This is a genomic window from Mucilaginibacter roseus (genome assembly GCF_021215455.1).
Lineage (GTDB): Bacteria > Bacteroidota > Bacteroidia > Sphingobacteriales > Sphingobacteriaceae > Mucilaginibacter > Mucilaginibacter roseus.
This window is the reverse complement of the sequence record NZ_JAJPWV010000002.1, coordinates 923,086-948,081: the sequence shown is the minus strand read 5'-3', so window position 1 is coordinate 948,081 and position 24,996 is coordinate 923,086. Positions and strand designations below refer to the sequence as shown.

The window sequence follows — 24,996 nt, the reverse complement described above, 5'->3', positions numbered from 1 at the left end:
AATTAGCAGCATGCCCCTAAAAAATATACTCGTTGAGATACGATCGCGTATTTGTTATATTACAATTAATCGTGAAAGTAAACTCAACGCGCTTAATGCAGCTACACTTGCCGAACTTGGCGAGGCGCTCACACAATCTTTTGCTAACGCTGATGTTGGCGGCATCATTATAACCGGTAGCGGACCAAAAGCGTTTGTAGCCGGTGCGGATATAGCAGAGTTTGCCCCGCTTAATGCCGAAGGCGGCCGGCAAATGGCACAAGTTGCGCAACACCAGGTTTTTAACGTTATTGAGCAGGGCAGCAAGCCTGTTATTGCCGCTATAAACGGCTTTGCCTTAGGCGGTGGGCTTGAGTTAGCGCTGGCTTGCCATATCCGTGTAGCCTCAACCAACGCAAAAATGGGTTTGCCTGAAGTTACTTTAGGTTTGATACCCGGCTACGGCGGCACGCAACGCCTTACGCAACTTATTGGCCGCGGCCGTGCGCTGGAAATGATCCTGACCGCTGATATGATAACCGCCACGCAGGCACTTGATTTTGGTTTGGTTAATCATGTTACGGAGCAGGAGTTACTGCTGAACAAGGCGGAAGAAATATTGGAGAAGATATTGAGCCGTGCCCCGCTTGCCGTTGCTGCCGCTATAAAGGCAGTGAATGCGGCCGGTACACCTGATGGTTTTGAAACCGAAATTGACCAGTTTGCTGATTGCTTTAACACCGCCGATACACGCGAAGGTATAAGCGCCTTTATAGATAAAAGAAAGCCCGATTTTAAGGGTGAATAATCGTAATTGCCCGGTGGTTATATTTTTTTGTAACCTAAATTAATTATTTGAAGTATAAAACATAAAACTTGCAGATTGCATTTGCGGCTTGCATTTTTTATTGTTTAAACACTATTTTGCTGTATGAAAAGAATTCTCATCATTGATGATGAAGTGAATGTTGCCTTGTTGTTGTCGAAATTTCTAACACGAAATGGCTTTGATGTGGTTACCGCTTCAAACGGGGCCAATGGCCTTGAGAGTTTAAAGAACGGAGAATACAACCTCGTATTGTGCGATTATAGGTTAGATGATACCGACGGCCGCGAAATGCTCCGTCATATAAAAACCAACTATCCTAAAACGGGTGTAATTATTATTACCGGTTATTCAGATATTAAAATGGCTGTGGAGCTCATTAAAATGGGCGCGTACGATTACATCACCAAACCATTATATCCCGATGAGATATTAAATACCATCAATAAGGCTATTGAAACCCAATACGCGCTTGCCCAGGCTGAAGAAGAGGAATTGCCGGTAGTAGTGCCCGAAAAATCTGCGGCGGCAGCAGCGCAGAAAAACGGCAAAAAGCATTTAATGGGTGGCGAGTTTGTGGTAGGTACAAGCCGCGCCTCAAAGGAGCTTGCCCGCCAGATTGACCTGGTTGCCCCAACCGGTTACAGCGTTATTATATTGGGTGAAAGCGGTACCGGTAAAGAAGCCGTTGCCAAAAGCATACACGTGGCTAGCCCACGGGCCAACAAACCGTTTATTGCTATGGACTGCGGGTCGCTTACGAAGGAACTGGCCGCAAGCGAATTCTTTGGCCACGAAAAAGGATCGTTCACCGGGGCATTATATACCAAAATCGGTCACTTTGAAATGGCTAACGGCGGCACGCTTTTTTTAGATGAGGTGGGTAATCTTTCATATGATATACAGGCTGCCTTACTGCGTACCGTACAGGAGCGTAAGGTAAAACGTATTGGCAGTACTAAAGAGATCGACCTGGATGTACGTATTATTGTGGCTACTAACGAAAACCTGCAGGACGGCATCAACAAAGGCCGTTTCCGTGAGGATTTATACCATCGCTTTAACGAGTTTGCCATCTACATGCCACCCCTGCGCGATCGCGGGCATGATATTATTGCACTTGCCGAGCACTTTTTACACATCGCCAATGAAGAATTGGGGCGTAACGTGACGGCCTTTTCAGAGGAAGTTACGGAATGTTTTATGAACTACCGCTGGCCGGGCAACATCCGCGAGCTGAAAAATATTGTACGCCGGGCTACACTGCTTACCGAGGGTGGTGAAGTGCCGTTAAAGGCCCTGCCGCTTGAGCTGTCTAACTATAAAATGCCGGTGCTCGATACCGTGCCGGCTGCCAGCGGATCAGCACAGCAGGCAGCACCGGTTGAGGTTAAAGAGGTTAAGCATAACCTGAAGAACGCCGCGCTTGAGGCAGAATACGAAACTATTTTGCGTGTACTACGCGAGGTGAATTTTAATAAAACCCGTGCCGCCGAAATTCTTAAGATTGACCGGAAAACGCTCTATAATAAAATGAAGGCTATTAACGCAGGTAAATAATCATGGCCGAAGGTACCGAACAGCACGACGAAGCCCTGAGTTTGCTCAGGCACGATGTGAACAACCAGCTCTCCAATATCAACCTGTGCCTTGAGCAGTTGAAATATGAGGTGATTGACCCTACAGAAGATTACCGCTTTTACCTGGAAGCGATAGCCATAAGCTGTAAAAAAATACAGGAGCTTATGGCCGTAAAGCAATAGCAGGTAAACTTATACAACTTCTATAAAACATTTTGCCTTGTTTGTTTATTAGGATAGCGTTCGCTTTCACCTTTTTTTTCGCATGTCCGTTTTTAGTTATAAGCAGCGCAACAATATCATATTGGTCAGCATTATTGTGCTTGGCTGTTTTTTGCTATACGCCTTAAGCGGACTGTTTAGTTCCATACTCGGCGCAGTGGTGCTATATACCATATTCCGCTCCACGTATATTTACCTGGTTGAAAAGCGCGGGCTTAATGGTCCGGTTGTGGCAGTAGGCGTTATCGTAACATCGCTTATTGTTATTGTTATCCCTTTTCTGCTGCTCAGCTTTATGGTGATCAATAAAATTGCCGAGCTTAACGCCGATACGCTGTTGCTGCAACGGTGGTTCAGAAAGATTGATGCTTTTACCGGCGCTAATTTGAACCGGCCGCATTTTGCTGAAGAAGCCGTGCAAAAACTAAGCGATTACGCTACCGAGCTATTCCCCTCCATTATAGGTGGTGCGGCCAACATAGTGGTTATCTTGCTGTTCATGTACTTCATCCTATATTTTATGTTTGTACAGATGCGCAGTTTTGAGGCCGGTATGCTGCGCTACGCGCCGGTACGCGAGCAACATGCTTTAAAATTCGCGCAGGAATTGCGTAACTCCACTTACTCTAACGTTTTAGGGCAGGGTATTATATCAATAGTACAGGGCGTGCTGCTGGCCAACGGTTTTTGGATATTCGGTATACCCGACCCGATCTTTTGGGGCGTTATAGGCACGTTTATTTCGTTTTTACCGGTTGTGGGCGCTCCAACTCTAACCATACCTGCCGGGCTTTTATTAATGGCCGATGGGCATGCCATAAAGGGCGTGGTATTGATAGCTTACGGTGTGCTGTTTATTGGTAATGTAGATAATGTTTTGCGCATGGCGATCAACAAACGTATTGCCAATACTCACCCGCTTATATCGTTGGTAGGGGTATTTATAGGCCTGCCGCTATTCGGAATTCTGGGTTTGGTTTTTGGCCCGCTGCTGCTATCGTACTTCCTGCTGCTGGTTGAAATTTACCAGACCAACCGTATGGCGGCCGAGCGCCTGGAGCGCATTCGTACCGGGCCCGATCTTTAAATTATTTTCAAGTACTGTAAACTATAAAGGGCAAAAAACGGTTAAATAATTACATATTTAGTCGTCAAAAATGATGTATTGCCTTATTGGTAAAGTATTTAATTAATTTTTAAAACAAAATCGTCAACTTGAAAATTTATAGGATATGAACGACAACACAAAAACAGTAGTTGCCTTGCTGGCAGGATTAGCGGCAGGCGCGGCATTAGGGTTATTATTTGCCCCTGATAAAGGCTCTGAAACCCGTGACAAACTCAGCGATTCATTAAAAAATCTTGGTGATTCAATTAAGGACACAGCTGCTGCCGAAATTGATAACCTGGTAGGTTTTAAAGACAGGGTTGTTCAAAATATCAAAACAAAAATTAAAGGTGCTGAAGAAGAGTACCAGGACGACCTGGAGCACGCATAAACATACATTTACCGGCCCCGTTTAGCGGGGCCCTTAAATACTACCTCTAACCTATGGAAGAAAAAAAAGACACTGCAACAGCCCAGCCGATCATTGATCAGCTGAAGGAATATGCCGAAACCCGCTTTACCCTTGCCAAGTACAAGGCTATTGAAAAGGGATCGTCAATTATTGCCAGCATCATCATTGATCTTATTGTTGTTATTATAGCAGCGGTAACCTTTTTGTTCGCAAGCTTTACGCTGGCATTGTTCCTGGCAGATGTTTTTGCTTCTTACTGGAAGGGTTTTGGTGCGGTAGCCGGCTTCTACTTGCTTATCGTCATCGTCATTCTGGCGGCAAAGGGTAGCTTTGAAAAGCCGATAATAAATGGTTTCATCAAAAAAATCTTCAAATAAAAGCAATGGCTGGCATTCCAATTAAAAATATCGACGATCTGAGAAGTGAAATTGCGAGGCTTACAATTGCTGAAGATGTACAATCAACGGCTTTAAAACTCCGCTTTAGCAGTCCGTCTGCATTATTCGCTACTGCCCTTTCTATTTTCCCAAAATCAGCAACGCTTGACGGGGTTAAAGGCGCAGGCTTTTTTAAGCAGGATTTTTTAGGCCTGATCTCACGTTTCCTTTTACCACTAACACTCAATAAAACCCTGTTTAAAAGCTCAAACTTTTTAGTTAAGGCACTGGTGAGCGTTATCTCGCAAAAGGCATCAACCTATATCAGCGAAGATTCTGTTACAGGTGTTTGGGGCAAAGTAAAAGGCTTGTTCAACAATCTGGTTAAAAAGAAAAAGCCTGATGTTGTTGCCGAAACGGTTGTTGTTCCTCCAAGTCCTACTGCTCCGCCATATTCCGAAACATACTAACCATTATTATTGCGTTAACCGCATTTGCTAATGGCTGCGGCGAAAGTTATTTTTGCACTTTAATATTTTTAAGTGGGTAAAGATAAATTACGGAGGTTTGCCGAAGTGGCAACCTTTAGCAACGTTTTGCAGTTAGACGAAGGCAAGGTAATGCAAGGCCAATGGGCTACCGCCTTTTTCAAGAACAACAATCCCGTGGTGCTTGAGCTGGCTTGCGGTAAAGGCGAGTATACTGTTAACCTGGCTACCATATTTCCGGAAAAAAACTTTATAGGCGTTGATTACAAGGGGAACCGCATTTGGCGCGGAGCTAAAACCGCTATTGAAGAGGGTGTTGCTAACGTAGGGTTTTTGCGCATACAAATTGAAACTATACTTGATTATTTTGCACCCGGCGAGGTTGATGAGATTTGGATTACCTTTCCTGATCCGCAGCCACAGTTGAGCCGCGAAAAGAAGCGTTTAACTTCACCACGCTTTCTCGAAAAATACAAACAGATACTTAAGCCAGGCGGGTTCATCAATCTTAAAACGGATAATGATGACTTACACGCCTATACTGCCGAAAAGATTGAGGAGTTAGGTTTAAAGCTACATGTGCGTACGGAGGACCTATACAAATCTGATTATGCGGATAATGTACTTTCCATCAAAACTTATTACGAGCGTAAATACCTGCAGGATAACAAAAACATCAATTACCTGAAATTCTCCTTTTAACAAAAATGGCCGAAGAGAACTTTTTTGACCGGGTGTATGAAGTAGTGCGGCAGATACCGGCCGGGCGGGTAACTTCGTATGGCGCTATCGCCAATTACCTGGGTACAAAACGTTCGGCCAGGGTGGTAGGTTATGCCATGGGTGCTTCAGGCGCGGCATATCCGCCGGTACCCGCACATCGGGTGGTAAATAGCCAGGGCCTACTAACCGGCAAATTTCATTTCGCTTCTTTCGACCTCATGGAGCAGATGCTGGCCAGCGAAGGCATTAGGGTTGAGGATAATAAAATACGGAATTTTAAAGAAGCTTTTTGGGATCCGTCTATAGAACTTTCGCGCGATTGATTTATATAATTAGAAATTATTTAAACTATTGGTAAATAGTTGTGTTTTTAAATAAACATCTATTTATGAAAAAGTTGATAATGATAGTTTGCATGGGCGTAGCAGTAGCTGCATCCTCGTGCGGCGGTACAAATACCAATCAGGCTGGCGGTGATACTTCAGTTTCAGATACCTTACAGAATGATTCGGTAATTCGTGGAGGTATGGATACCAGCAGCACCGGGGTTGACCACTCAAGCAACGGTGGCGTTGATCATTTACCAAGTACAAATGCCGATTCGGCTCAAACCCAACAATAAGCTCATGAAGAAGTATATTTTAATTGCAGGGCTTGCTATGAGCGTAGCGTTCACGGCGTGCGGTGGAGGTGAACAAAAGGAAGAGGGGGCAACCGACACAACAGCGGTAACCGAAACCGACTCAACCGGAATACCGGATGACACATTAACTGACCAAGGAGCAGGAACTGATCCTGACGTAGGCCGGAGCGGGCCTGATGCTATAAAACCTGATGGTGGAGAGCCGGCAGGTAATGGCGATGGCGAAAAAACCGGTACCGACGGCGGTGATAAACAATAATCACAAAAAGCCCTTTGCAATAATGCAAAGGGCTTTTCGCTCTTGGTGATTTACCCGTATCGTGTTGATAATCACGTTAATGTTAACAAATAAATAACTGCTTATTGATATAAATATGAAATGTTATGGCTTATTTTTATTGACCTACAAAGGGTCACTATAAATTATACCTAAAAACATTTTTATATGACCTGGAGAAAATTCAGCGGAGAAGTGATCCAAACGCCTATCCTCGAAGAAGTTGAGCACGCCATAGAACGTGAAACACAACTGGGCAACAAACTTAAAGTATGCATCGGCACCGACTCGCAGGTAAAAGGCGCTATTACTGATTTTGCTACCGTTATCGTTTTTATTCGTGAGCAGCGCGGCGGATTTATGTTCATCCACCAGGAGCGTACATCGCAAAAAATGAGTATTAAGGAGCGTATGCTGACCGAGGTGCAAAAATCAATTGACACAGCCTACCGCCTTTGTGATCTGTTGGACCTTTATGATGTTGACCTGGAGGTACATGCTGATATTAACACCAACCCGATGTTTAAAAGCAACCAGGCCCTGCACGAAGCTATGGGTTACATCTTGAGCATGGGCTTTGTGTTCAAAGCAAAACCTGAGGCATTTGCAAGCTCGTATTGTGCCAATAAAATGGTGCAGTAACCCGCAGCTTATACTTTAAGCTTTGATGCCGGATTAAACCGGATTGCCCGTACAATTTGCAGGCAAACGGTTATGGCTATAATCGCTATGGAAATGAATAGCGCCATGGCAAACGGCGTAAAGGAGATATGAATGCGATAGGCAAACGTTTCCAGCCAGCGGTTAGTTACCAGGAGTGACACAGGCCAGGCAATAATGTTGGCTATTATAACGATGTAAAAGAACGGCTTGCTTAAAGTTACCAGCAACTGGCTGCTGTTAGCGCCCAAAACCTTTCGGATGGTGATCTCCTTCATCCGCAAACGTATGGCCTGTGCTGCCGAAGCAAAGAAACCTAATGAGGCTATAAACACAGCCAATGCAGAAAAGTAACTGAGAACAGATCGTAACTGCTCCTGTTTGATAAACAGCTTGCCATAAGTTTCATCTAAAAAGTGGTAATTAAAATTATCGCCATCCAGTTTATTAATGTCGCTCCATTGCCGGTTTAGCGTGGCCAGCATGGCTGGTATAGCTTTACTCTCCGCGCTAATCATAATTTGCGTTTTCAGCAAATTGCAGCCGGCGTTCATCAGGTAAATGGTGGGCTGTATGTTGCTTTCAAAGCCGTTTTCTTTAACATCCTTTACAACGCCTATAACTTTGTAGTTACCACCGCATCCTTGTACCAAGGCACCAAGCGGGTTGGTGAGCCCCATCGCCTTTGCTGCTGTTTCGTTAATTACCGCGTTAGTGGAATCAGCCTTAAAGGTTGAAGAGAAGAATTGCCCCTCTTTTAACCCGATATTCAACGTTTCAAAGTAATCATAACCTACGCCTATGGTTTGCAGAGAGTACGCTTTGTTTCTCACATTGTACTCGTAAGATGCCGGTACATAACCGCCCGGCACGGTTGATGCCACGCTAACACTTTTTACGCCTGTAATAGCTTTAATGCGGTTGCCTACCGTTTCGAACTTGTCCGGATGGTTATAGATGGCGAGATTTTCGACATATACTACCTGCTTAGCGGTGAAGCCGGTATCTTCAGTCCTCATGTAATTTACCTGCTGATTAATGACTATCAGCGTAATTACAAAGCCTATGGCAAAGGTGAACTGCAAAGCTGTTATTCCATTTCTCATCCACATAAAAGTATCCCTGCCAACAAACTGGTTTCCTCTTAACACCTCTATCGGTTTAAAACCAGCCATAATAGTTGCCGGGTAGATGCCTGCTATTAGTGTGAGTATTAGTAAAGCTGCAAGAAGTTGGATAATGACATTTACACCCATGTTGCTAATCAACAAGTTTACGCCGAGTAGCTGGTTTAAGTAAGGCAAACCCAAGGTAACTACCGCCAAAGCAAAGGCTAACGCAACCAGGCATTGCAAAAATATCTCCAGCAAAAACTGGATAATGATCTGGCGTTTTACTATGCCGTTCACTTTTTTAATACCGATCTCCTTTGAGCGTTTATTAGCCCGCGAAACATAAAGATTGGTAAAGTTAACACCGGTTACAATCAGTATGATAATAGCCAGTATAACCAGGCTTTTTACAATTTGCGCATTAACCTGTGAGCCGTAATGTGGCTTTAAGTGCAGGTTTTTTAAAGGATCCAAGTAAATAGCCGGTTTGGTTGATGACAAGGTGATGGATTGTTTAGCCACCAGGCTTGTATCGGCTTGTACGGCCTGTTTATACACCTTGTCGATTTTTGAGGAAAGTAGTTGAATGTTTGTACCCGGTTTCACCAGAATATAAGTTTGATATATCTGGTTAGCATAGCTTTGGTCTTTACCCTGCGTGATATCCGCGTCAAAGCCTATGCAGTCGAAATTAAGATTTGTTTTTCCGGGTGCTTCTTCGGCCACGCCTGCAACTATCATCGGCATACCGTTTTTCGCCATCATGTTCACCGTTTTATTCTGCACCACGCGGTCATGCGGGAAAAGCGCTGCAGCCGTTTGTTTAGAAAGCAACACCGTAGTGGTCGGGCTGGCTGCATCCAAATTGAAACCTTTGGGTTTTATACCTAATATTTTGGCGATGGAATAATCAGCACCTACCCATTTTCTGATCATAAAACGACCGTTTGGCGTATGGAAAGGCAGTTGGTACAAAGCGGTGTTCATGCGGCCCGTTTCCTCTACCTCGGGGCATTGCGCTTTTATTTCAGCCGCCAGTTTGCCCGGGGTATAAGCTGACGGACCGTTAAGCATTTCGCGTTCAACTAAGAATATACGGTCGGCATTTTTGTTCCAGGTATCATAGCTGGTTTCATTATCAACATACAGGGTAACTGCAATAAAGGCTGCGAGCCCTAACGCCAGCCCGGTAATGTTTAAAAAGTTGTACCATTTGCCTCTTAAAAAAGTGCGCAGCGCTATTTTTACGTCAATACCGGTCATCATGAACAAATAAAGGTTAGCTAACGCTCAATTTGCACATAATTTAAGCCAATGTATAATAAATTGTATTTCAGGTAGATGTAAGCAGTCTAAGTGTACGATATTGAACGGTGCGTTCGCTTTTGACGTACGGTTTGTTTTACTTATCGGGCACAACCATTCTTAAACTTACGTGTTATTAGCAGTGTGAAAACGTACACTTTTATATGGGAGCAGGCGATCCCGATTTCACATGCCGAGGCATGGGATTTCTTTTCGTCACCGCTTAATTTGGCCAAGATCACGCCGCCTGGCATGGGTTTCGTTATTACGTCCGACTATACGGAGCGTACTAAGATGTACGAGGGGATGCTGATCTCCTACAATATATCGCCCTTGTTCGGCATAAAAATGCGCTGGACCACCGAGATAACCCACATTGCGGCAGATAAGAGCTATTTTATTGATGAGCAGCGCTTCGGGCCGTACGCCATGTGGCACCACGAGCACCACTTCAGGGAGATTGAAGGCGGCATCCACATGACTGACAAGCTCACCTACGCCATACCTTACGGCGCGGTAGGCACTATTGCCAACAAAGTATTGGTACGCAAAAAAGTTAATGACATTTTCAGCCACCGCGAAAAGGCAATTGAAAAAATGTTCGGCAAGCTTTAATTTATTGAATTAATACGGACTTATTCTCCGGGTTCTTCTTTGGGTTTTTGATCAGGAAGTCTGACTTGCGAATGTAATGGTTCAGCGGCTCCTCAACCAGTTTGTACAGGATGATGGAGATGATGTTCAATATCACAAAAGCATACAACAGGTTGATCGGGTCATTCTCGAAAGGTGAATACCAGTCTTTACCCCATTTGTCGTATAGCTCAAACGCATAATCGTTGGCGTGGTTAAACCAACCGTGCAGCAGGTTATACATCCAGCCCAGGTGTATCAAATAAAATATGTATGAGCTTTTGCCGAGCAGTTCAACAAATTTATTAGCCAGTAATTTTTTAAGGATGGTAGTTTCGGTAAGTAATCCATAAAAAAACAAGGCTATACAAACAGGTAACAGGTAGTTATTGGTAAAAACGCCTATCGGGCTTTGCAGGCCGGTAGGCCAGCCTTTAGCCGGGGTTTGCAGGGCCATTATAAAAACGCAACCAAACATCAGGAATAAACCCAGGTACGAATATTTTACCTTATTGGTGCGCACAAAGCCTTTGCCCAAAACATAAAGTGCTAACTGCATCCCCACAAAAAACTCAAAGCAACGACCCAAAAAGGTGAACAACATCATAAAGGTGAAGTTGCCAAAGAAGCCGTACCAATCTACCCGGCTGAATATTACCACCAGCATCGCCCCAAAGCCTGTTATAAGGGCCGGTTGTAGCCAAAACTTACGGTAACGCTGCATGATAAAAAAGGCGAAGGGAGCCGAAAAATAGAAGCACTCCTCAACCGTGAGCGACCAGCCCTGCGCTATGCCCGTATCCCAAAAGCTATAAAAAAAGCCGCGTACAAAGGTGATGTTCATGGCCAGCATAGCGTATGGGTTGTAGCCTTTAGTGATGCTTTGATCGCCGGTGGCGAAAAAATAAATAAAGGCACCAAGGGTAAGCAAGGCATACATTGGGTATATGCGTGCTACCCTGTTTTTCAGGTATTGCTTAAACCAGTCCTTAGTTAAATGGAAGTTGTTATAATACCGGTAAGTGATTAAAAAACCTGATAAAACAAAGAAGATAGTTACGCCGATGTGGAATTCACCAAAGAAGCGTTGCCCAATTTGGGAAAAATTTTCACCAAAAACGTAGAAATAATGGGATACAAATACAAGGTATGCGGCCAGCGCGCGTACGCCGGTTAACGCCGGAAAGTAATTTTGCAAGCGGTTTTGTGACAAAGCAGTACTTTATTTAGGGTTTACGTCAATAGTTTAAACAATTAATGTCGCAAACGGAGTACCATAAAATAAGCTGGCATTGTTTTACTTGCGCGCGTGTGGGGATTTACAAGGCCGAGCCCTGTATCACTCCTCTATCCAAAATCTTCTTATCGATATAATACTGTATTTCTGATTTTTTGAGCTGCCAGTTAGGGGCTATCAGTAGTTCACGATCGCTCAGGCCAAACAGGCGCTGTATTACCACATCCGGGCGAACGATTGGTAACAGCTCGCACAAAAATTCGGCATAATCATCCAACGTAAAAAGTTTAAATGGGTCGCGTTTATATTTAACCCCCATTACCGAGCCTTCAACAATATGCAGGTGATGGAACTTAACGAACTTGATCTGCGGGTGGCGGTTGATTTCGTCGGCATAGCGCAGCATCATCTCACGTGTTTCCCAGGGGAAGCCGAAGATGGTATGGACGCAAATATCCAGCTTGCTGTTCTCCACCAGTTTCAGGGCATTCAGTAAATCATCGTGTGTACAGCCACGGTTTATCTGGTTCAGGGTGTCGTTATAGATAGATTCCATACCCATCTCCAGGTCAACATCAAAACGGTCGGTATAACTTTCAAGTAAGGCTATCTTTTCAGCGTCAATACAATCGGGGCGGGTACCTACTGACAGGCCTACAATATTTTCGGTGTTGATGCTCAGCGCCTCATCATACATCATTTTTAAATAATGCGTAGGGGCGTAGGTGTTGGTGTTGGGCTGAAAGTAAATGATGAATTTATCGGCCTTATTGCCTTTTATGGCGCGCTCCATACCTTGCTCAACCTGTTCGCGCAAATTAGGTGTGCTTCGTGACACCGAGGGCGTAAACGAATCAACATTGCAATAAGTGCAGCCACCGTAGCCTTTTGAGCCATCGCGGTTGGGGCAGGTAAAACCACCGTCAACAATTACTTTGAATACGCGCTGCCCTGCATATTTTTCGCGCAACCACGCACCGTAGTTATTGTATCCTTTAAATCCCTGTTTTACTTCTGCTGTTTCCACTTATCTATTATTGCAATGTAAACTAATGTAAGCTACAAAGATACTAATAATGCTTTGATGATGCAGCTGGGTAAAATAATGGCAATGTCTGTAAAAGAAAAATAATTAATTTTCCACCATGCTTAACCACATCGAAGAGGATAAAACTTTTACCGCTATCACAAGCCTTGCCGGTATTGCGCAAACTTTCGATAACTGTAAGTTTATTGATTGCGAACTGCCCGATGCAGATATGTCGAGCATCACTTTTATTAACTGCCAGTTTGAGCGGTGTAATCTTGAACGGGCCGTTATTTTTAAAACCGGCTTTCAGGATGCTTTCTTTAAAGATTGTAATGTTACCGGTTTGGATTTTAGCAAGGCGCTCGATTTTTTATTCGGGGTAAATTTTGAGGGATGCAAGCTCAATAATGCTATCTTCTATAAAAAGAAGAATAAAGGCGCGCGCTTTACTGATTGCTCATTAAAGGAAGCCGACCTTACCGAATGTGACTTAACCGATGCCCTATTTGCCAACTGCGATCTGCATCGTGCTGTTTTTAGCTATACTTTGCTCAAAAATGCTGATTTGAGGACTTCCTACAATTATATTATCGATCCGGATGAGAACACTTTGAAAAAGGCGCGTTTCTCGATACATGGCTTGCCGGGATTGTTAGCTAAGTATGATCTCAGGATAGAGGGATAAGCAGAAAAATATATTTATCCTTGCACAACTAACCGGTTAGTTTGAGCGTTAATGTGGCATATATAAACCTTATGCTCAAAACGCTGCTACTTGCATTAGCCGTTACCCTTGGCTTTCTACAAACAGATAGGCAAAGTATCTGCAACAAAATAAACACGCTTAATACCAAGGTGCTTAATGGTACAATTGATCGTAAGGCAGCGTTAGCTCAATTTGGGGTATTGATAAAACAGCTGAATGCCGTGCCTGTGGCCGGTAAACATGCGCAATGGGTATTTCCGCTAAAGGGCTATCGCGCTAATGCCATAGGCGGGGTAAATGGCAACGGTTACATCAGTAAAGGATATAATTACCTGGATGGTAATAAACATAAGGCACATCCGGCGCATGATATTTTTATAACAGATCGTGACCAAAATGATCTGGACGACCGCACAAACAAGCTCATTGATGTATTGAGTGTTGATGATGGCGTAGTAATAGCTTGCAGCAATGTTTGGGATGCGGGCAGCAACCTGCGTGGCGGAAAGTACATTTGGGTATATCATCCGCGATATAATTATGTTACCTACTATGCGCACAACAGGCAGTTATTTGTAAAGCCGGGCGACGAGGTAAAGCAAGGCCAAAAAATAGCCGAGGTCGGTCGTACCGGTTTCAGTGCTTATAAGAAGCGTTCGCCTACACATTTGCACTTTTCGGCATTCTCACTGGCTGATAATATTCCGGTTCCATTTAATCCATATAATAAACTGGTAAACGCTGCACACTTATGAAACACCTTATCGCCATTGCCTTAATTCTTAGTTCGGTATTTGCATTCAAAGCCGGAATTACGGAACGTTTTAAATTAAATAATGGCTTTAAACGAGTGCAACCTGCCGCCGGCTCATTTGGCGCCTGGTTGCAACAACTACCGTTAAAACCTGCAGGTGCGCATACAGTAACCTACCAAGGCAATATTGCCCGTACCGATGCATACACCGCCGCCGTGGTTGATATGAGCATTGGCAAGCAGGACCTGCAACAATGTGCTGACGCGGTTATGCGCTTACGCGGCGAGTACCTGTATCAGCAGAAAAAGTATAAGGAAATCAGCTTCAACTTTACCAGCGGTTTTAAATGTGATTATCTTCACTTTGCTAATGGCTATCGATACAGCAACGGTAAATGGGTTAAAAAAGCCGCTAATGATTACAGCTACACAGGTTTTATGAATTACATGAATTTGGTGTTCTCATACGCTGGCACCTTATCTTTAGAGAAGGAGCTTAAACCGGTAACCAACGCGGCTGATATTAAAGCCGGGGATGTTTTTATTAGGGGCGGTTCACCGGGCCATTGTTTTATTGTGATGGATGTAGCCGCCAACGCAGCAGGCAAAAAACAATTTGTGCTCGCACAGAGCTTTATGCCCGCACAAAGCATACAGGTGTTACGTGATTATAGAGGGCCCTGGTTTAGTTTAGATCAGGTAACCGCAATACCTTATGGCGAACTGATCGACAAAACATGTTTAAAACGATTTTGATGTGCATGGTAACATTTTGCAAAATAATACGTCAATTAGTGATATATTAATAACTGAACCTATTTTATTATGAAGTTAACCCATTGGGCAATGCTTGCCTCGGTTGCTGTTTCGGCGGCGGCCTGTAATTCAAACAAAAAGGACGCTACCAGCGAACCACCCGCGCGTACCGTTTTCTTTGACAAAACCGCCATGGATACCACCGTTAAGCCGGGCGACGACTTTTTTTCATATGCCAGTGGCAGTTGGATGAAGAAAACCAAGATACCACCATCTGAAACCGGTTGGGGATCATTTTACACCCTGTATGATGATAACCAGAAAAACCTGCACCAAATACTCGAAGCTATTGCCAAGCAAGGGAACGAGCAGGGCAGCACCGAGCAAAAAGTTGGCGATTTGTACACCAGCGGTATGGATACCGTGGCAATGGAAAAACTGGGTTACGACCCTGTAAAGCCGCTGCTTGCCAAAGTAAAGGCGGTTAAAGACCATAAAGAATTGATAGCCCTCGCTGCTGATGGTTATAAAGATGGCGACGGCTTCTTATTAGGCTTTTATGTATCGCCTGATGACAAGGAAAGCTCGAAGAACAAGGCGCACTTTGACCAGGCCGGACTTAACCTGCCTAACCGCGATTACTACTTTGATAAGGATAAAGAGGCTATCCGAAAGGCCTATGTAAAATACATTGCCAAACTATTTGAATATACCGGCGAAACGCCAGCAAACGCAGCTAAAAAAGCTAATGGTATTTTAGCTTTGGAAACGGCCATAGCCAAATCGCACCGTACCCCGGTTGAGCTGCGCGACCCGAACGCCAACTATAACAAGTTCGCGGTGGCTGATCTGCAAAAGATGGTTCCGGATATTGATCTGAAAGATGTATTTACTCGCATGCAGTTGAGTACAGATACGGTATTGGTTGGTCAGCCTGGGTATTATAAAGCGCTTAACGGTTTGCTTAAATCGCAACCGATAGACGTTTGGAAGGACAAGCTTGCCTTTAACGTGCTAAATGGCGCAGCAGGCGATCTGAGCAAAAAATTCAGGGATGCAAGGTTTGATTTTTATGGTAGAACCCTGTACGGGCAAAAGGAGCAAAAAGAGCGTTGGAAAGATATGGCATCGCAGGTTGATGGCGGCTTAGGCGAATTACTGGGTCAGCTATATGTAGAAAAATATTTTACGCCTGAAGCTAAAGAACGTATGCTTACACTTGTAAACAACTTGCAGGCGGTTTACAAGGACCGTATTGAAAAGCTGGACTGGATGAGCCCTGAAACTAAGAAGAAGGCGCTCGAAAAACTTAACGCTTTCATTAAAAAAATCGGCTATCCTGATAAGTGGAAGAATTATGATGATGTAGAGATCAGCAAGGGTGCTTATTACAAAAACCTGCAATCAATTGCCAAGCACGACTATAAGGAAATGATTGCCAAGGTGAACAAGCCGGTTGATAAAACGGAGTGGGGGATGACACCGCCAACAGTAAATGCTTATTATAACCCATCGTTCAACGAGATCGTTTTCCCGGCAGGTATCCTGCAGTTTCCGTTCTTTGATAAGAATGCTGATGATGCCATTAACTACGGCGCGATCGGTGCTGTTATCGGCCATGAAATGACCCACGGTTTTGATGACCAGGGCCGCCAGTATGATGCACAAGGCAATCTGAAGGATTGGTGGACTGCCGCCGACGCTGCCAAATTTAAAAGCAAGGTACAGGTGATGATTGACCAGTATAATGGCTACACGGTGCTTAACGGCTTACATGTAAACGGCAGCCTTACGCAAGGCGAAAACCTGGCCGATATTGGCGGTGTAGCCATAGCTTACCAGGCATTCAAAAATACGGAGCAGGGCAAAGGCGACAAAAAGGTTGACGGCTTTACGCCCGATCAGCGTTTCTTCCTGTCGTACGCCCAGGTATGGCGCATAAAAAGCAGTGATGAAACCATGCGTGTACGCATCAGCTCTGACCCGCACTCGCCTGAAATGTTCCGTGTAAACGGCGTGTTGTCAAACACCCCGGCATTTTACAAGGCCTTTAACGTGAAACCCGGCGACAAAATGTACCGCGCCGAAAAGGATCAGGTTAAAGTTTGGTAAAACTCACATAGTATTATTAAAAAAGAGCTGCTCAAAACTGAGTAGCTCTTTTTGTATAGTTTTATCTATGTAAGAAAGCTCGTCTTTATAACTTGTCCTAAACTTCTTTTGAGCGATCAAAAGAAACAAAAATCGCCGGCTACGTCCTGCCCGGTGAAAGGTTATGCTTTGGCAGGGCTTGTGCTGCTCCGGGCATTCCTGATGCCGGTATTATAGGTTATTTACGGTTTGTGCGCGTAACTATAGAACGATAAATTATACAAAGAGCGTTGTACTGCCGGAAAACCGGGCCAGGGAGTATGGCCTGTGGGTGGAAGGTTTTTTCCGGCTTGACGTTATTCACATTAATTATTTGTTTTTTTAAGGTGTTCATGAGATCGCTACGCTTAGTATGGTTACTTTGTGTCTAAGACAAAGTAACTGGCGCCTGCGGCCAAGAGCAGACTAACGATAAAAAAGCACAATCATTAATTAGAGCGTTCTACAAAAATTTATTTCAGCGTTAATAACAAACTAAATTGTGCCGATCAAAAGTAAACTCAAACTACGGCAACAACACCCCTGTCCCCGTAGGAAAAAAGCTGTTTACACTTACCGGTAACTTGCCCACCGGCTTTATTTGGCCCGTGATGATCTTTACTGCGGAGCGTTGTAGCTCCTCGGTATTTTGGTAGCAAACCATTAACGCACCGCTACGCTCGATGCCCGGTAAACCGGCAAGGGTATAAGCGTTTGCAAAAACGGTAGTTACCACGCGAGGCTGCGCTGCCAGTTGCGCTATCAGGAATTTAATATCGCTGTTATAATCCAGTTTGCTTTGCGGACGACTGCGGGTATCATATATAGAGATAAATATCTGGTCGTACTTCTTCAGGTTAACCAGCATGGCATTTAAATCGCGCACGGCGGTAGTTTTTCCTACCACAAACAACATGCTGTTCGGGTACCAGCGCGAAAGTTCCTGCTGAAAGGTAGTCATACGGTCGATACCGATATTAACAATCGCCGTTTTAACTAATGGGTTTAACCGCAGGGAAGTATTGTTACCCTTCAACAATGTTACTGACGCATCGCTCAATTGTTGTATAAGCGCCTTTGATTCGGCACGGTTAATAAACGGCAGTACATCACGTGTGGGTACGGCTTTATAAGTACTCAGGCCAGCCCAGTATTTGGCGGCAAGCACTTTTTTAACCTTCGCGGCAAATTCTTCTTCGCTTACCAGTTTTTTACGAAGCGCTTTTTTAATGAGTTTGATGGCGCGTTCAGAGTTTTCGGAGAGCTCAAGTATATCGTTTCCGGCTAAAAAAGCCTGTACATCGGCCTCTCCATTGGGGAAGAACTTGGTTACGCCTTTCATCTCCATCGCGTCGGACACCACCAGCCCTTTAAATTTTAGTGAGTCCTTAAGTATTCCGGTTATAATGGGTCGCGATAGGGTTGAGGGGCGGTTCCTGGCCGAGTCGAGCGCGGGTATGTTCATGTGCGCAACCATTACACCAGACAGGCCTGCGTTTATCGCTTCACGGAAGGGGTACATCTCCAACGAGTCTAACCGTTGGCGGGTAAAGGGCAGTATCGGCAAATCGGCATGTGAGTCTACATTGGTATCGCCATGCCCGGGGAAGTGCTTGGCGGTGGTCAAAATACCCTCATTCTGCATGCCCTGAAAATAGGCTATACCTTTACGCGCTACGTTAAAGCGATTATCGCCAAATGAGCGGTAATTAATAACCGGATTGCTCGGGTTATTATTAATATCCATTACCGGGGCAAAATTCATTTGCAGGCCGAGGCGCTTAAAATCGCGGCCAATCATCTGCCCCATTTTATAGATCAGCGTGTTATCTTGTATGGCGCCAAGCGTCATCTGATAAGGGTAATTGATCACCGAATCAAGCCGCATACCCACGCCCCATTCGCCATCCATTGATACCAGCAGGGGTACTTCTGATGCGCGCTGATACCTGTTGGTTAATGCCGCCTGCCTGCCGGGCCCGCCCTGAAAAAATACCAGGCCGCCAACTTTCTGTTCCTTGATCAGGTTTTCAACCGAATCCTCATAAGCCCGGCCTTTATTGGTATGGGCGCGAACAAAAAATAATTGGGCAATGCGCTCTTTGGTGCTCAACTCATCGTAAACCGAATCAACCCAGCGGTTTTGCTGCGAAAGTGATTGTACAAAGCCGGTTTTTTGAGCAAACGTAGAATGATATGTAAAAAATATTAGTGTTAGCAGTAAGTATTTTATACGCGGAATATATCCTTTCATAGCTCAAATGTAATTAATCTGCTAATCCTATCAATTGTTTTGCCACTGTTCAATTTTTTAGTTACGAATAAACCTTCGCGCGCGGTTTTACTCTATGTTGTAAAACCAACAAGTTTTAAAGATGAAAAAATTTTTATTTATTGCCATATGCTTGCTGATAGCAGGCGATGTTAGCGCCCAATATTACCGCCGTAAACCGGTTCGCCGCCCGCCGCCAGGTTATTATAACAACCAGCGCCGCCACAACGACTTTTACCAGGTAACCGCAGGTTTTAAAGGTGGCCTGAATATTGCCAACACGGTGGATGCCTATAACTCTGACTGGACAACCAACACCATTGCCGGCGCCAACCTGGGTTTCACGCTTGACGTGCCGATTGCCTATCCGCTATCATTCGCGCCTGAGGTGCTGTGGTCGCAAAAAGGGTTCAGCGCACAAACTATTGACGGCGATTTTAAGCAGCGTAATAATTTTATTGATGTACCCTTGCTGGCTAAGCTAAAACTTACACCGGGGCTAAACTTTGTGATTGGTCCGCAACTGTCGTTCCTGGTATCATCAAAAAATATTTACCGTAATGATTTTGCCACCGTTGTTGAAGAAAGGTATGATTACGAAGGTAACAAAACGCTTGTAGGTGGCGTGGTTGGCCTAAGTATTGACCTTAACCGCACGGTTGATTTGCATGCCCGTTACACTATTGACCTGCAGGACAGCAACACCGAACGTTACTCAAACATCCCCGACTACCGTAACCAGGTTTGGCAGATTGGCCTGGGCTTTAAGTTCAGGTAAAAAGGTGTACTTTTGGTTTATAAGCAGCGCTGAACAAGCGCTGCTTATAAACCCTTTTTGCATGAAAAATAATATCTCGCTGCTTGTAGGTTTAAAAAACAATCTGGATTATAGTAAGAACTTTTATCACACTACACGGGCCATTTATCCTGAAGTTGAAATAGTTTTTGTTAGCTATGGCAGTACTGATGGTACACATGAATGGCTTGACGGATTGAACGACCCATACCTTGTATATCATTATTCAGCAGAGCAAAAAACGTTTTCAGACACGTTTAATAAGTGTACTGAATTAGCAACTAAGGATTATGTAGCTTATGCACATAATGATATGATACTTGCTCCGGGGTTTATTGAAAGTCTTGAACAATTAATCGCAGAAGATACAGTAATAACCTATACTACAATAGAGCCACCTATATTTGCCGGGCATGAGCGGCCTGGAAAAATTATAAAAGATTTTGGCGACAATATAGAAAATCAGAACATTGCATACTTGTATAGCTTTGTTAGAGAACTACAGCAAACCAATAATGTAAATGGAGAACCATCTGATTTAACATTTTTTTTATGTGTATTTCGAAAAGTGTTGTTAGAAATAGGTGGCTTAGATCCTCTATACAACCCCATGTTCTGTGAGGATGATGATCTAATACTGAGGCTAAAATTACTTGGTTTAAAAACAATAGTATCGCATAATGCTATATGCTACCATTTTGTAAGTAAAACATCCAGATCATCTGATGAGTACAAGGATCGTACAAAACTAATCGAGGAAAACTCTAATAGAAACTTCACAAGGAAATGGGGTTTTTTAAATTCATCACCAATTAAACATAAATATAATTTGGGCTTCATATTAAAAAATGGAACTGACGATTTATTGCGAAAGATTGAGCCCTTTTGTACAAGCGTTTATACCGATCATGATGCCAATGGTTATATATTAAGCGAACAGCCCAATACAGCTTTTGACCTGAACACCCGTATAAAGCCTTTACAAGCCGAGAAAAATAACGATATGTTGGTAAATATTGACGGTAGCCGCTTTACTGATGATAGCTATAATGCAATTCGTTATTTAAACGAAATAATAACACGCCGCGCTAATAAAAAGCTGGGTTTCTTTGAGAAACTTATCGGAAAAAGTAATTTTAAGTTTAAACGGGCTAACTTAACAATCGAAATAAAACAACTTCGAAATTTAGAACATACGCTTATAAACCGCCGCTAATGCTATTCAATATTCATAAACTTTTTGTAAGCATCAGTTACGGTATAACTGTGCATAACGAACATCAGGAACTTGATAAATTGCTTGGTTTTTTGACGTCCAATATTGATAATAACGATGAGATAATCGTTCTGCAGGATGTGACCCAAAAAGATGAAGCGACTACAAAGGTTATAAATCGATACAAAGATCGTATAAAGCATATCGAGGCTCGTTTAAATAGCGATTTCGCTACTTTTAAAAACAATTTGATAGAGTATGCCAAATGCAAATATCTGTTTCAGATAGATGCAGATGAGTTGCCGCAGCAACATTTAGTTGAATCAATAAAGAAAATAATTTTCAGAAAGTGTAAATACGATTGCTTTTTAGTGCCAAGGATAAATATAGTAGATGGATTGACTCCAGATCACATACAAAAATGGAACTGGAAGCTAAATGAAAAAGGATACGTTAACTTTCCCGACCATCAGTTACGTGTATTTAAATTAAATGGGGCCATTAAGTGGATAAACAGGGTTCATGAAGGATTGACCGGTTTTAAACGCGCATACTATATACCTGCTGATGAAAATAATTGCCTTTGGCATGTTAAAAGTATTGATCGGCAGGAAAAGCAAAACGATCTGTATGATACCATACCACATAGCTGATAGTTATTGCGATGAAAAATAAGGTCGTATTCGTTATACAGCGCTATGGTGCAGAGGTTAATGGTGGTGCCGAAGTACATTGCCGCATGCTCGCTGAACGGTTAGCCGAATTGTATGATGTGCAAATACTTACCTCATGTGCCAAAGATTATGTTACATGGGCCAACGAGTATCCGGCGGGAGAGAGCTATTTAAATGGGGTTAAAATAACCCGGTTTGCTGTACCCCGCACGCCTGATTACAGCCGTATTGCCTGGCTCAACAAAAAACTTAACAAGCGGAACAAAAAGCTGAAATGGCTTAAATTAACCGGATTGCTGCCAGTTTACGATATGCTTTTTCAACGGTATTATGAAACTGAATGGATAAAGGAGCAAGGGCCTTACCTGCCAAATTTAGTTAATTACATAAAAGGTAATATAGCAACTGCCGATGCCTTTATTTTTTTTACCTATCTGTATTATCCTACCGCAAAAGGGATGGCTGCTGTAAAGGATAAAGCGATATTTATACCTACAGCACATGACGAACCGCCGATATATATGCATTTATACAGGCTACTGTTTAAACAGCCTAAAGCCATTTTGTATAATACATTAAGCGAGCAAAAGTTTGTTAACAAGCTTTTTAACAATAGTGATATATACGCTGATATTGTTGGTGTAGGCATTACTGAAAAGAAACTATCACTATTTACAGACGACCATGAGCAATTAGTTAAAGGCAATTACTTCGTCTATATAGGCCGTATCGAAACAGCAAAGCAATGTAATGAGCTTGCTCAGTATTTTATAAATTATAAAACTCATAACCAGAATGATGTAAAACTGGTATTTGTTGGCCGTGCTTTTATGGAGCTTATTCAACACCCGGATATTATTTACACCGGCTTTGTAAGTGAGGAGTTGAAGCTGCGTTTGCTTTGTGATGCACAGGCGCTTATTATACCATCTATTTACGAAAGCCTTTCGCTGGTGACGCTTGAAAGCATGGCGCAGGGTATCCCGGTGATAGCTAATGAGCACAGCGAGGTGTTAAAGGATCATATAAATAATAGCAAGGCCGGATTTTTATACCACGATCAGCAAAGCTTCAACGAGGCCCTTGATGCGGCAATTGATCCGGCTTTAGATAGAGAAAAACTCGCTTTAAACGCAAAACGATATGTTGCTGAAAATTACACCTGGCATGTAGTAATCAACAAAATTATTAAGGCAGTTGATTATGTTGTACAGTCTAATCAGCGTTAAAAGTTTGCATATCGATCAGCTTGCGGTAAAGTCCGTTGTGCTCAATCAGTTCGGCATGGCTGCCTTGTTCAACAATACGGCCTTCTTCAAGCACCACAATTATATCGGCATTTTGTATGGTGCTTAAGCGGTGCGCTATAATTAGTGATGTGCGGTTTTTCATCAGGTTGTTCAACGCATCCTGTACCAGTTTTTCTGATTCGGTATCCAGCGCCGAGGTAGCCTCGTCAAGCAGCATGATCGGTGGATTGTTCAATACCGCGCGGGCGATACTAATGCGCTGCCTTTGCCCGCCTGAAAGTTTTACGCCCCTGTCGCCAATATTGGTTTGATAACCATTTTCGGTATCCATTATAAAGTTATGGGCATTGGCAATACGTGCCGCTGCTTCTACCTCTTGCTGCGAAACGCCGGTTTTGCCGAAGGCGATATTATTAAATATGGTATCGTTAAACAATATAGATTCCTGATTAACAATCCCCATTAACGCGCGGAGCGAATCGGTTTTAACTTGTTTGATGTTGTTATCGTCAATCAAAATATCACCCTCTTTCGGCTCAATAAAACGTGGCAATAAATCCATCATGGTTGATTTACCACCACCCGATGGGCCAACCAGCGCAACTGTTTTGCCTTTTGGAACTGTTAGGTTTATGTTCTTTAAAACAGTCCGTTCATTATAGGCAAAGCTTACATTGTTAAGGTGTATACCTTCGTTAAATTCGGTTACGGCAACTGCATCGGGGGCATCGGTTATCTGTGGCTTTTCATCTATCAGTGCAAGTACCCGCTCGCCGGCAACCAGCCCTGTATGAATATTGCTAAATGAGTCGCCCAAAGCTTTGGCCGGACGCATTAGTTGTGAAAATAAGGCAATATAGGCGATGAATTGGCCCGGAGTAAGCTCAGACTCATTATTGAAAAGCAGGTAGCCACCGTATAACACAATAAACGAGATCATGATAATAGAAAGCGCTTCAGATACCGGCGAGGCGAGCTGTTGCCTGCGAGACATGGCCTTGCCTATTTTTGAATAGCGAATATTTTCGTCGTCGAAGCGCTTAATTATAAAGTTTGTTGCATTGAAAGCTTTAATGATCTTGATGCCCGATAATGCTTCATCAAGATAGCTAACCATGTTGGCGTAAGAGCTTTGAGCCTCGACAGCCTGAGACCTGAGTTTTTTTACAATTCGCGATATGATAAACCCGGCAATAGGTATCACCAGTAATGATATTAATGTTAGTTTTACTGATGTGGAGAACAGTACAACTAAGTACGCAATCAGCAGCAAAGGTTCTTTAAAAATAACCTGTAGCGTGCCGGTAACCGTAAATTGCACGGTTTGAACTTCTGATGCTATCTTTGAAATGATATCACCTTTACGCTCATTGCTGAAGTAGCCAAGGTGCAGGTTAATCACGTTGTCAAACACCGCCTTACGTATTTTAAGCAGCGTATGAATGCGCATATTTTCCATGGTGCGCTGCGACAGGTAGCGGAAAAGATTACCTAATATAACCGCCGCCATTATAACCGCGCAAACAAATTGCAAGGCGCCAAACTGACCATGTTTCTCAACAAAATCATTTAGATAGAATTTAAACCATCCGGCTACGTCAAACGTAGAAATATCCTTACTTACTTTGGCAACCTTTTCGGGGGCGCAATCATTAACGTTAAAAAGTGTATTTAACAGCGGGCCAAGCAGCGCCAATACCGACGTGCTGAATATTACGTATAATAAGGTGTATAGTATGTAAGGTATAGCAAACTTCTCGATGGGTTTAGCAAATGAGAGCAGCCTGAAATATGTTTTCATTAAAAAATTTAAGGGTGCAAAATTAACAG

26 protein-coding genes are annotated in these 24,996 nt (G+C 43.4%); 21 read left to right on the top strand and 5 right to left on the bottom strand.

What is annotated here, in order from left to right; translation table 11 throughout:
* Positions 1-10: 10 nt before the first annotated feature.
* The 12 genes from LT679_RS09035 to LT679_RS08980 all read left to right on the top strand — a co-directional run bounded on the left by LT679_RS09035 (position 11) and on the right by LT679_RS08980 (position 7,277).
* Entirely contained in the window at positions 11-787 is a 777-nt protein-coding gene (locus LT679_RS09035) for an enoyl-CoA hydratase/isomerase family protein (protein ID WP_232177129.1), read from the top strand.
* Between the two features lie 123 nt (positions 788-910).
* Positions 911-2,365: a sigma-54-dependent transcriptional regulator gene (locus LT679_RS09030; RefSeq protein ID WP_232177128.1), complete on the top strand. Its 1,455-nt coding sequence runs from the start codon at positions 911-913 to the stop codon at positions 2,363-2,365.
* A 2-nt stretch (positions 2,366-2,367) separates the two neighbouring features.
* Entirely contained in the window at positions 2,368-2,568 is a 201-nt protein-coding gene (locus tag LT679_RS09025) for a histidine kinase (RefSeq protein ID WP_232177127.1), read from the top strand.
* A gap of 82 nt (positions 2,569-2,650) precedes the next feature.
* Positions 2,651-3,694 carry an AI-2E family transporter gene (locus LT679_RS09020; RefSeq protein ID WP_232177126.1) on the top strand — a complete coding sequence of 348 codons (1,044 nt, stop codon included), beginning with the start codon at positions 2,651-2,653 and terminating at the stop codon, positions 3,692-3,694.
* Positions 3,695-3,839: 145 nt separating this feature from the next.
* Positions 3,840-4,106 carry a YtxH domain-containing protein gene (locus LT679_RS09015; RefSeq protein WP_232177125.1) on the top strand — a complete coding sequence of 89 codons (267 nt, stop codon included), beginning with the start codon at positions 3,840-3,842 and terminating at the stop codon, positions 4,104-4,106.
* Between the two features lie 53 nt (positions 4,107-4,159).
* Positions 4,160-4,504 (top strand): phage holin family protein, encoded by a 345-nt coding sequence (locus tag LT679_RS09010; protein WP_232177124.1) that lies wholly within the window; start codon positions 4,160-4,162, stop codon positions 4,502-4,504.
* 5 nt (positions 4,505-4,509) lie between these two features.
* A complete protein-coding gene (locus LT679_RS09005; protein ID WP_232177123.1) occupies positions 4,510-4,974 on the top strand; it encodes a hypothetical protein in 465 nt (154 codons plus the stop codon).
* A gap of 72 nt (positions 4,975-5,046) precedes the next feature.
* Positions 5,047-5,694 (top strand): tRNA (guanosine(46)-N7)-methyltransferase TrmB, encoded by a 648-nt coding sequence (gene trmB / locus LT679_RS09000; protein ID WP_232177122.1) that lies wholly within the window; start codon positions 5,047-5,049, stop codon positions 5,692-5,694.
* 5 nt (positions 5,695-5,699) lie between these two features.
* Positions 5,700-6,038 (top strand): MGMT family protein, encoded by a 339-nt coding sequence (locus LT679_RS08995; protein ID WP_232177121.1) that lies wholly within the window; start codon positions 5,700-5,702, stop codon positions 6,036-6,038.
* A gap of 65 nt (positions 6,039-6,103) precedes the next feature.
* Complete coding sequence (locus LT679_RS08990; RefSeq protein WP_232177120.1) at positions 6,104-6,337, top strand: hypothetical protein; 234 nt, start codon at positions 6,104-6,106, stop codon at positions 6,335-6,337.
* 4 nt (positions 6,338-6,341) lie between these two features.
* The gene (locus tag LT679_RS08985) at positions 6,342-6,617 is read left to right on the top strand and encodes a hypothetical protein (RefSeq protein WP_232177119.1); all 276 of its coding nucleotides are present in this window, start codon (positions 6,342-6,344) and stop codon (positions 6,615-6,617) included.
* A 186-nt stretch (positions 6,618-6,803) separates the two neighbouring features.
* Positions 6,804-7,277: a ribonuclease H-like YkuK family protein gene (locus tag LT679_RS08980; protein WP_232177118.1), complete on the top strand. Its 474-nt coding sequence runs from the start codon at positions 6,804-6,806 to the stop codon at positions 7,275-7,277.
* Between the two features lie 8 nt (positions 7,278-7,285).
* Here LT679_RS08980 and LT679_RS08975 read toward each other — a convergent pair whose 3' ends face one another.
* The gene (locus LT679_RS08975; RefSeq protein ID WP_232177117.1) at positions 7,286-9,673 is read right to left on the bottom strand and encodes an ABC transporter permease; all 2,388 of its coding nucleotides are present in this window, start codon (positions 9,671-9,673) and stop codon (positions 7,286-7,288) included.
* 183 nt (positions 9,674-9,856) lie between these two features.
* On the opposite strand from LT679_RS08975, the gene LT679_RS08970 reads away from it, so the two are divergent.
* Positions 9,857-10,327: an SRPBCC family protein gene (locus tag LT679_RS08970; RefSeq protein ID WP_232177116.1), complete on the top strand. Its 471-nt coding sequence runs from the start codon at positions 9,857-9,859 to the stop codon at positions 10,325-10,327.
* A 1-nt stretch (position 10,328) separates the two neighbouring features.
* On the opposite strand, the gene LT679_RS08965 is transcribed toward LT679_RS08970, so the two are convergent.
* Both LT679_RS08965 and LT679_RS08960 read right to left on the bottom strand, forming a co-directional pair.
* Positions 10,329-11,558 carry an acyltransferase family protein gene (locus LT679_RS08965; RefSeq protein WP_232177115.1) on the bottom strand — a complete coding sequence of 410 codons (1,230 nt, stop codon included), beginning with the start codon at positions 11,556-11,558 and terminating at the stop codon, positions 10,329-10,331.
* Between the two features lie 106 nt (positions 11,559-11,664).
* Complete coding sequence (locus tag LT679_RS08960) at positions 11,665-12,609, bottom strand: TIGR01212 family radical SAM protein (protein WP_232177114.1); 945 nt, start codon at positions 12,607-12,609, stop codon at positions 11,665-11,667.
* Positions 12,610-12,727: 118 nt separating this feature from the next.
* Here LT679_RS08960 and LT679_RS08955 point away from each other — a divergent pair, with 118 nt between their 5' ends.
* The 4 genes from LT679_RS08955 (at position 12,728) to LT679_RS08940 (ending at position 16,940) form a co-directional block, all read left to right on the top strand.
* Positions 12,728-13,297, top strand: coding sequence for a pentapeptide repeat-containing protein (locus tag LT679_RS08955; protein ID WP_232177113.1), 570 nt, complete (start codon positions 12,728-12,730; stop codon positions 13,295-13,297).
* 71 nt (positions 13,298-13,368) lie between these two features.
* Positions 13,369-14,073: a M23 family metallopeptidase gene (locus LT679_RS08950; RefSeq protein ID WP_232177112.1), complete on the top strand. Its 705-nt coding sequence runs from the start codon at positions 13,369-13,371 to the stop codon at positions 14,071-14,073.
* Positions 14,070-14,828 carry a DUF4846 domain-containing protein gene (locus tag LT679_RS08945; protein ID WP_232177111.1) on the top strand — a complete coding sequence of 253 codons (759 nt, stop codon included), beginning with the start codon at positions 14,070-14,072 and terminating at the stop codon, positions 14,826-14,828. The genes LT679_RS08950 and LT679_RS08945 overlap by 4 nt, the downstream gene beginning before the upstream one ends.
* Positions 14,829-14,897: 69 nt before the next feature.
* Positions 14,898-16,940 (top strand): M13 family metallopeptidase, encoded by a 2,043-nt coding sequence (locus LT679_RS08940; protein ID WP_232177110.1) that lies wholly within the window; start codon positions 14,898-14,900, stop codon positions 16,938-16,940.
* A 544-nt stretch (positions 16,941-17,484) separates the two neighbouring features.
* Here the strand turns inward: LT679_RS08940 and LT679_RS08935 are convergent.
* The gene (locus tag LT679_RS08935; protein ID WP_232177109.1) at positions 17,485-19,212 is read right to left on the bottom strand and encodes a glycoside hydrolase family 3 protein; all 1,728 of its coding nucleotides are present in this window, start codon (positions 19,210-19,212) and stop codon (positions 17,485-17,487) included.
* Between the two features lie 121 nt (positions 19,213-19,333).
* On the opposite strand from LT679_RS08935, the gene LT679_RS08930 reads away from it, so the two are divergent.
* From LT679_RS08930 to LT679_RS08915, 4 genes are all read left to right on the top strand, one after another.
* A complete protein-coding gene (locus LT679_RS08930) occupies positions 19,334-20,008 on the top strand; it encodes a porin family protein (RefSeq protein ID WP_232177108.1) in 675 nt (224 codons plus the stop codon).
* Positions 20,009-20,069: 61 nt separating this feature from the next.
* Entirely contained in the window at positions 20,070-21,242 is a 1,173-nt protein-coding gene (locus LT679_RS08925) for a glycosyltransferase family 2 protein (RefSeq protein ID WP_232177107.1), read from the top strand.
* Positions 21,242-21,895 (top strand): glycosyltransferase, encoded by a 654-nt coding sequence (locus LT679_RS08920; RefSeq protein ID WP_232177106.1) that lies wholly within the window; start codon positions 21,242-21,244, stop codon positions 21,893-21,895. Before LT679_RS08925 ends, LT679_RS08920 begins: the two co-directional genes overlap by 1 nt.
* Positions 21,896-21,906: 11 nt before the next feature.
* Positions 21,907-23,145 (top strand): glycosyltransferase family 4 protein, encoded by a 1,239-nt coding sequence (locus LT679_RS08915; protein ID WP_232177105.1) that lies wholly within the window; start codon positions 21,907-21,909, stop codon positions 23,143-23,145.
* Here LT679_RS08915 and LT679_RS08910 read toward each other — a convergent pair.
* Positions 23,132-24,967: an ABC transporter ATP-binding protein gene (locus LT679_RS08910; RefSeq protein WP_232177104.1), complete on the bottom strand. Its 1,836-nt coding sequence runs from the start codon at positions 24,965-24,967 to the stop codon at positions 23,132-23,134. The two genes, LT679_RS08915 and LT679_RS08910, sit on opposite strands and share 14 nt — an antisense overlap.
* Between the last annotated feature and the right edge of the window lie 29 nt (positions 24,968-24,996).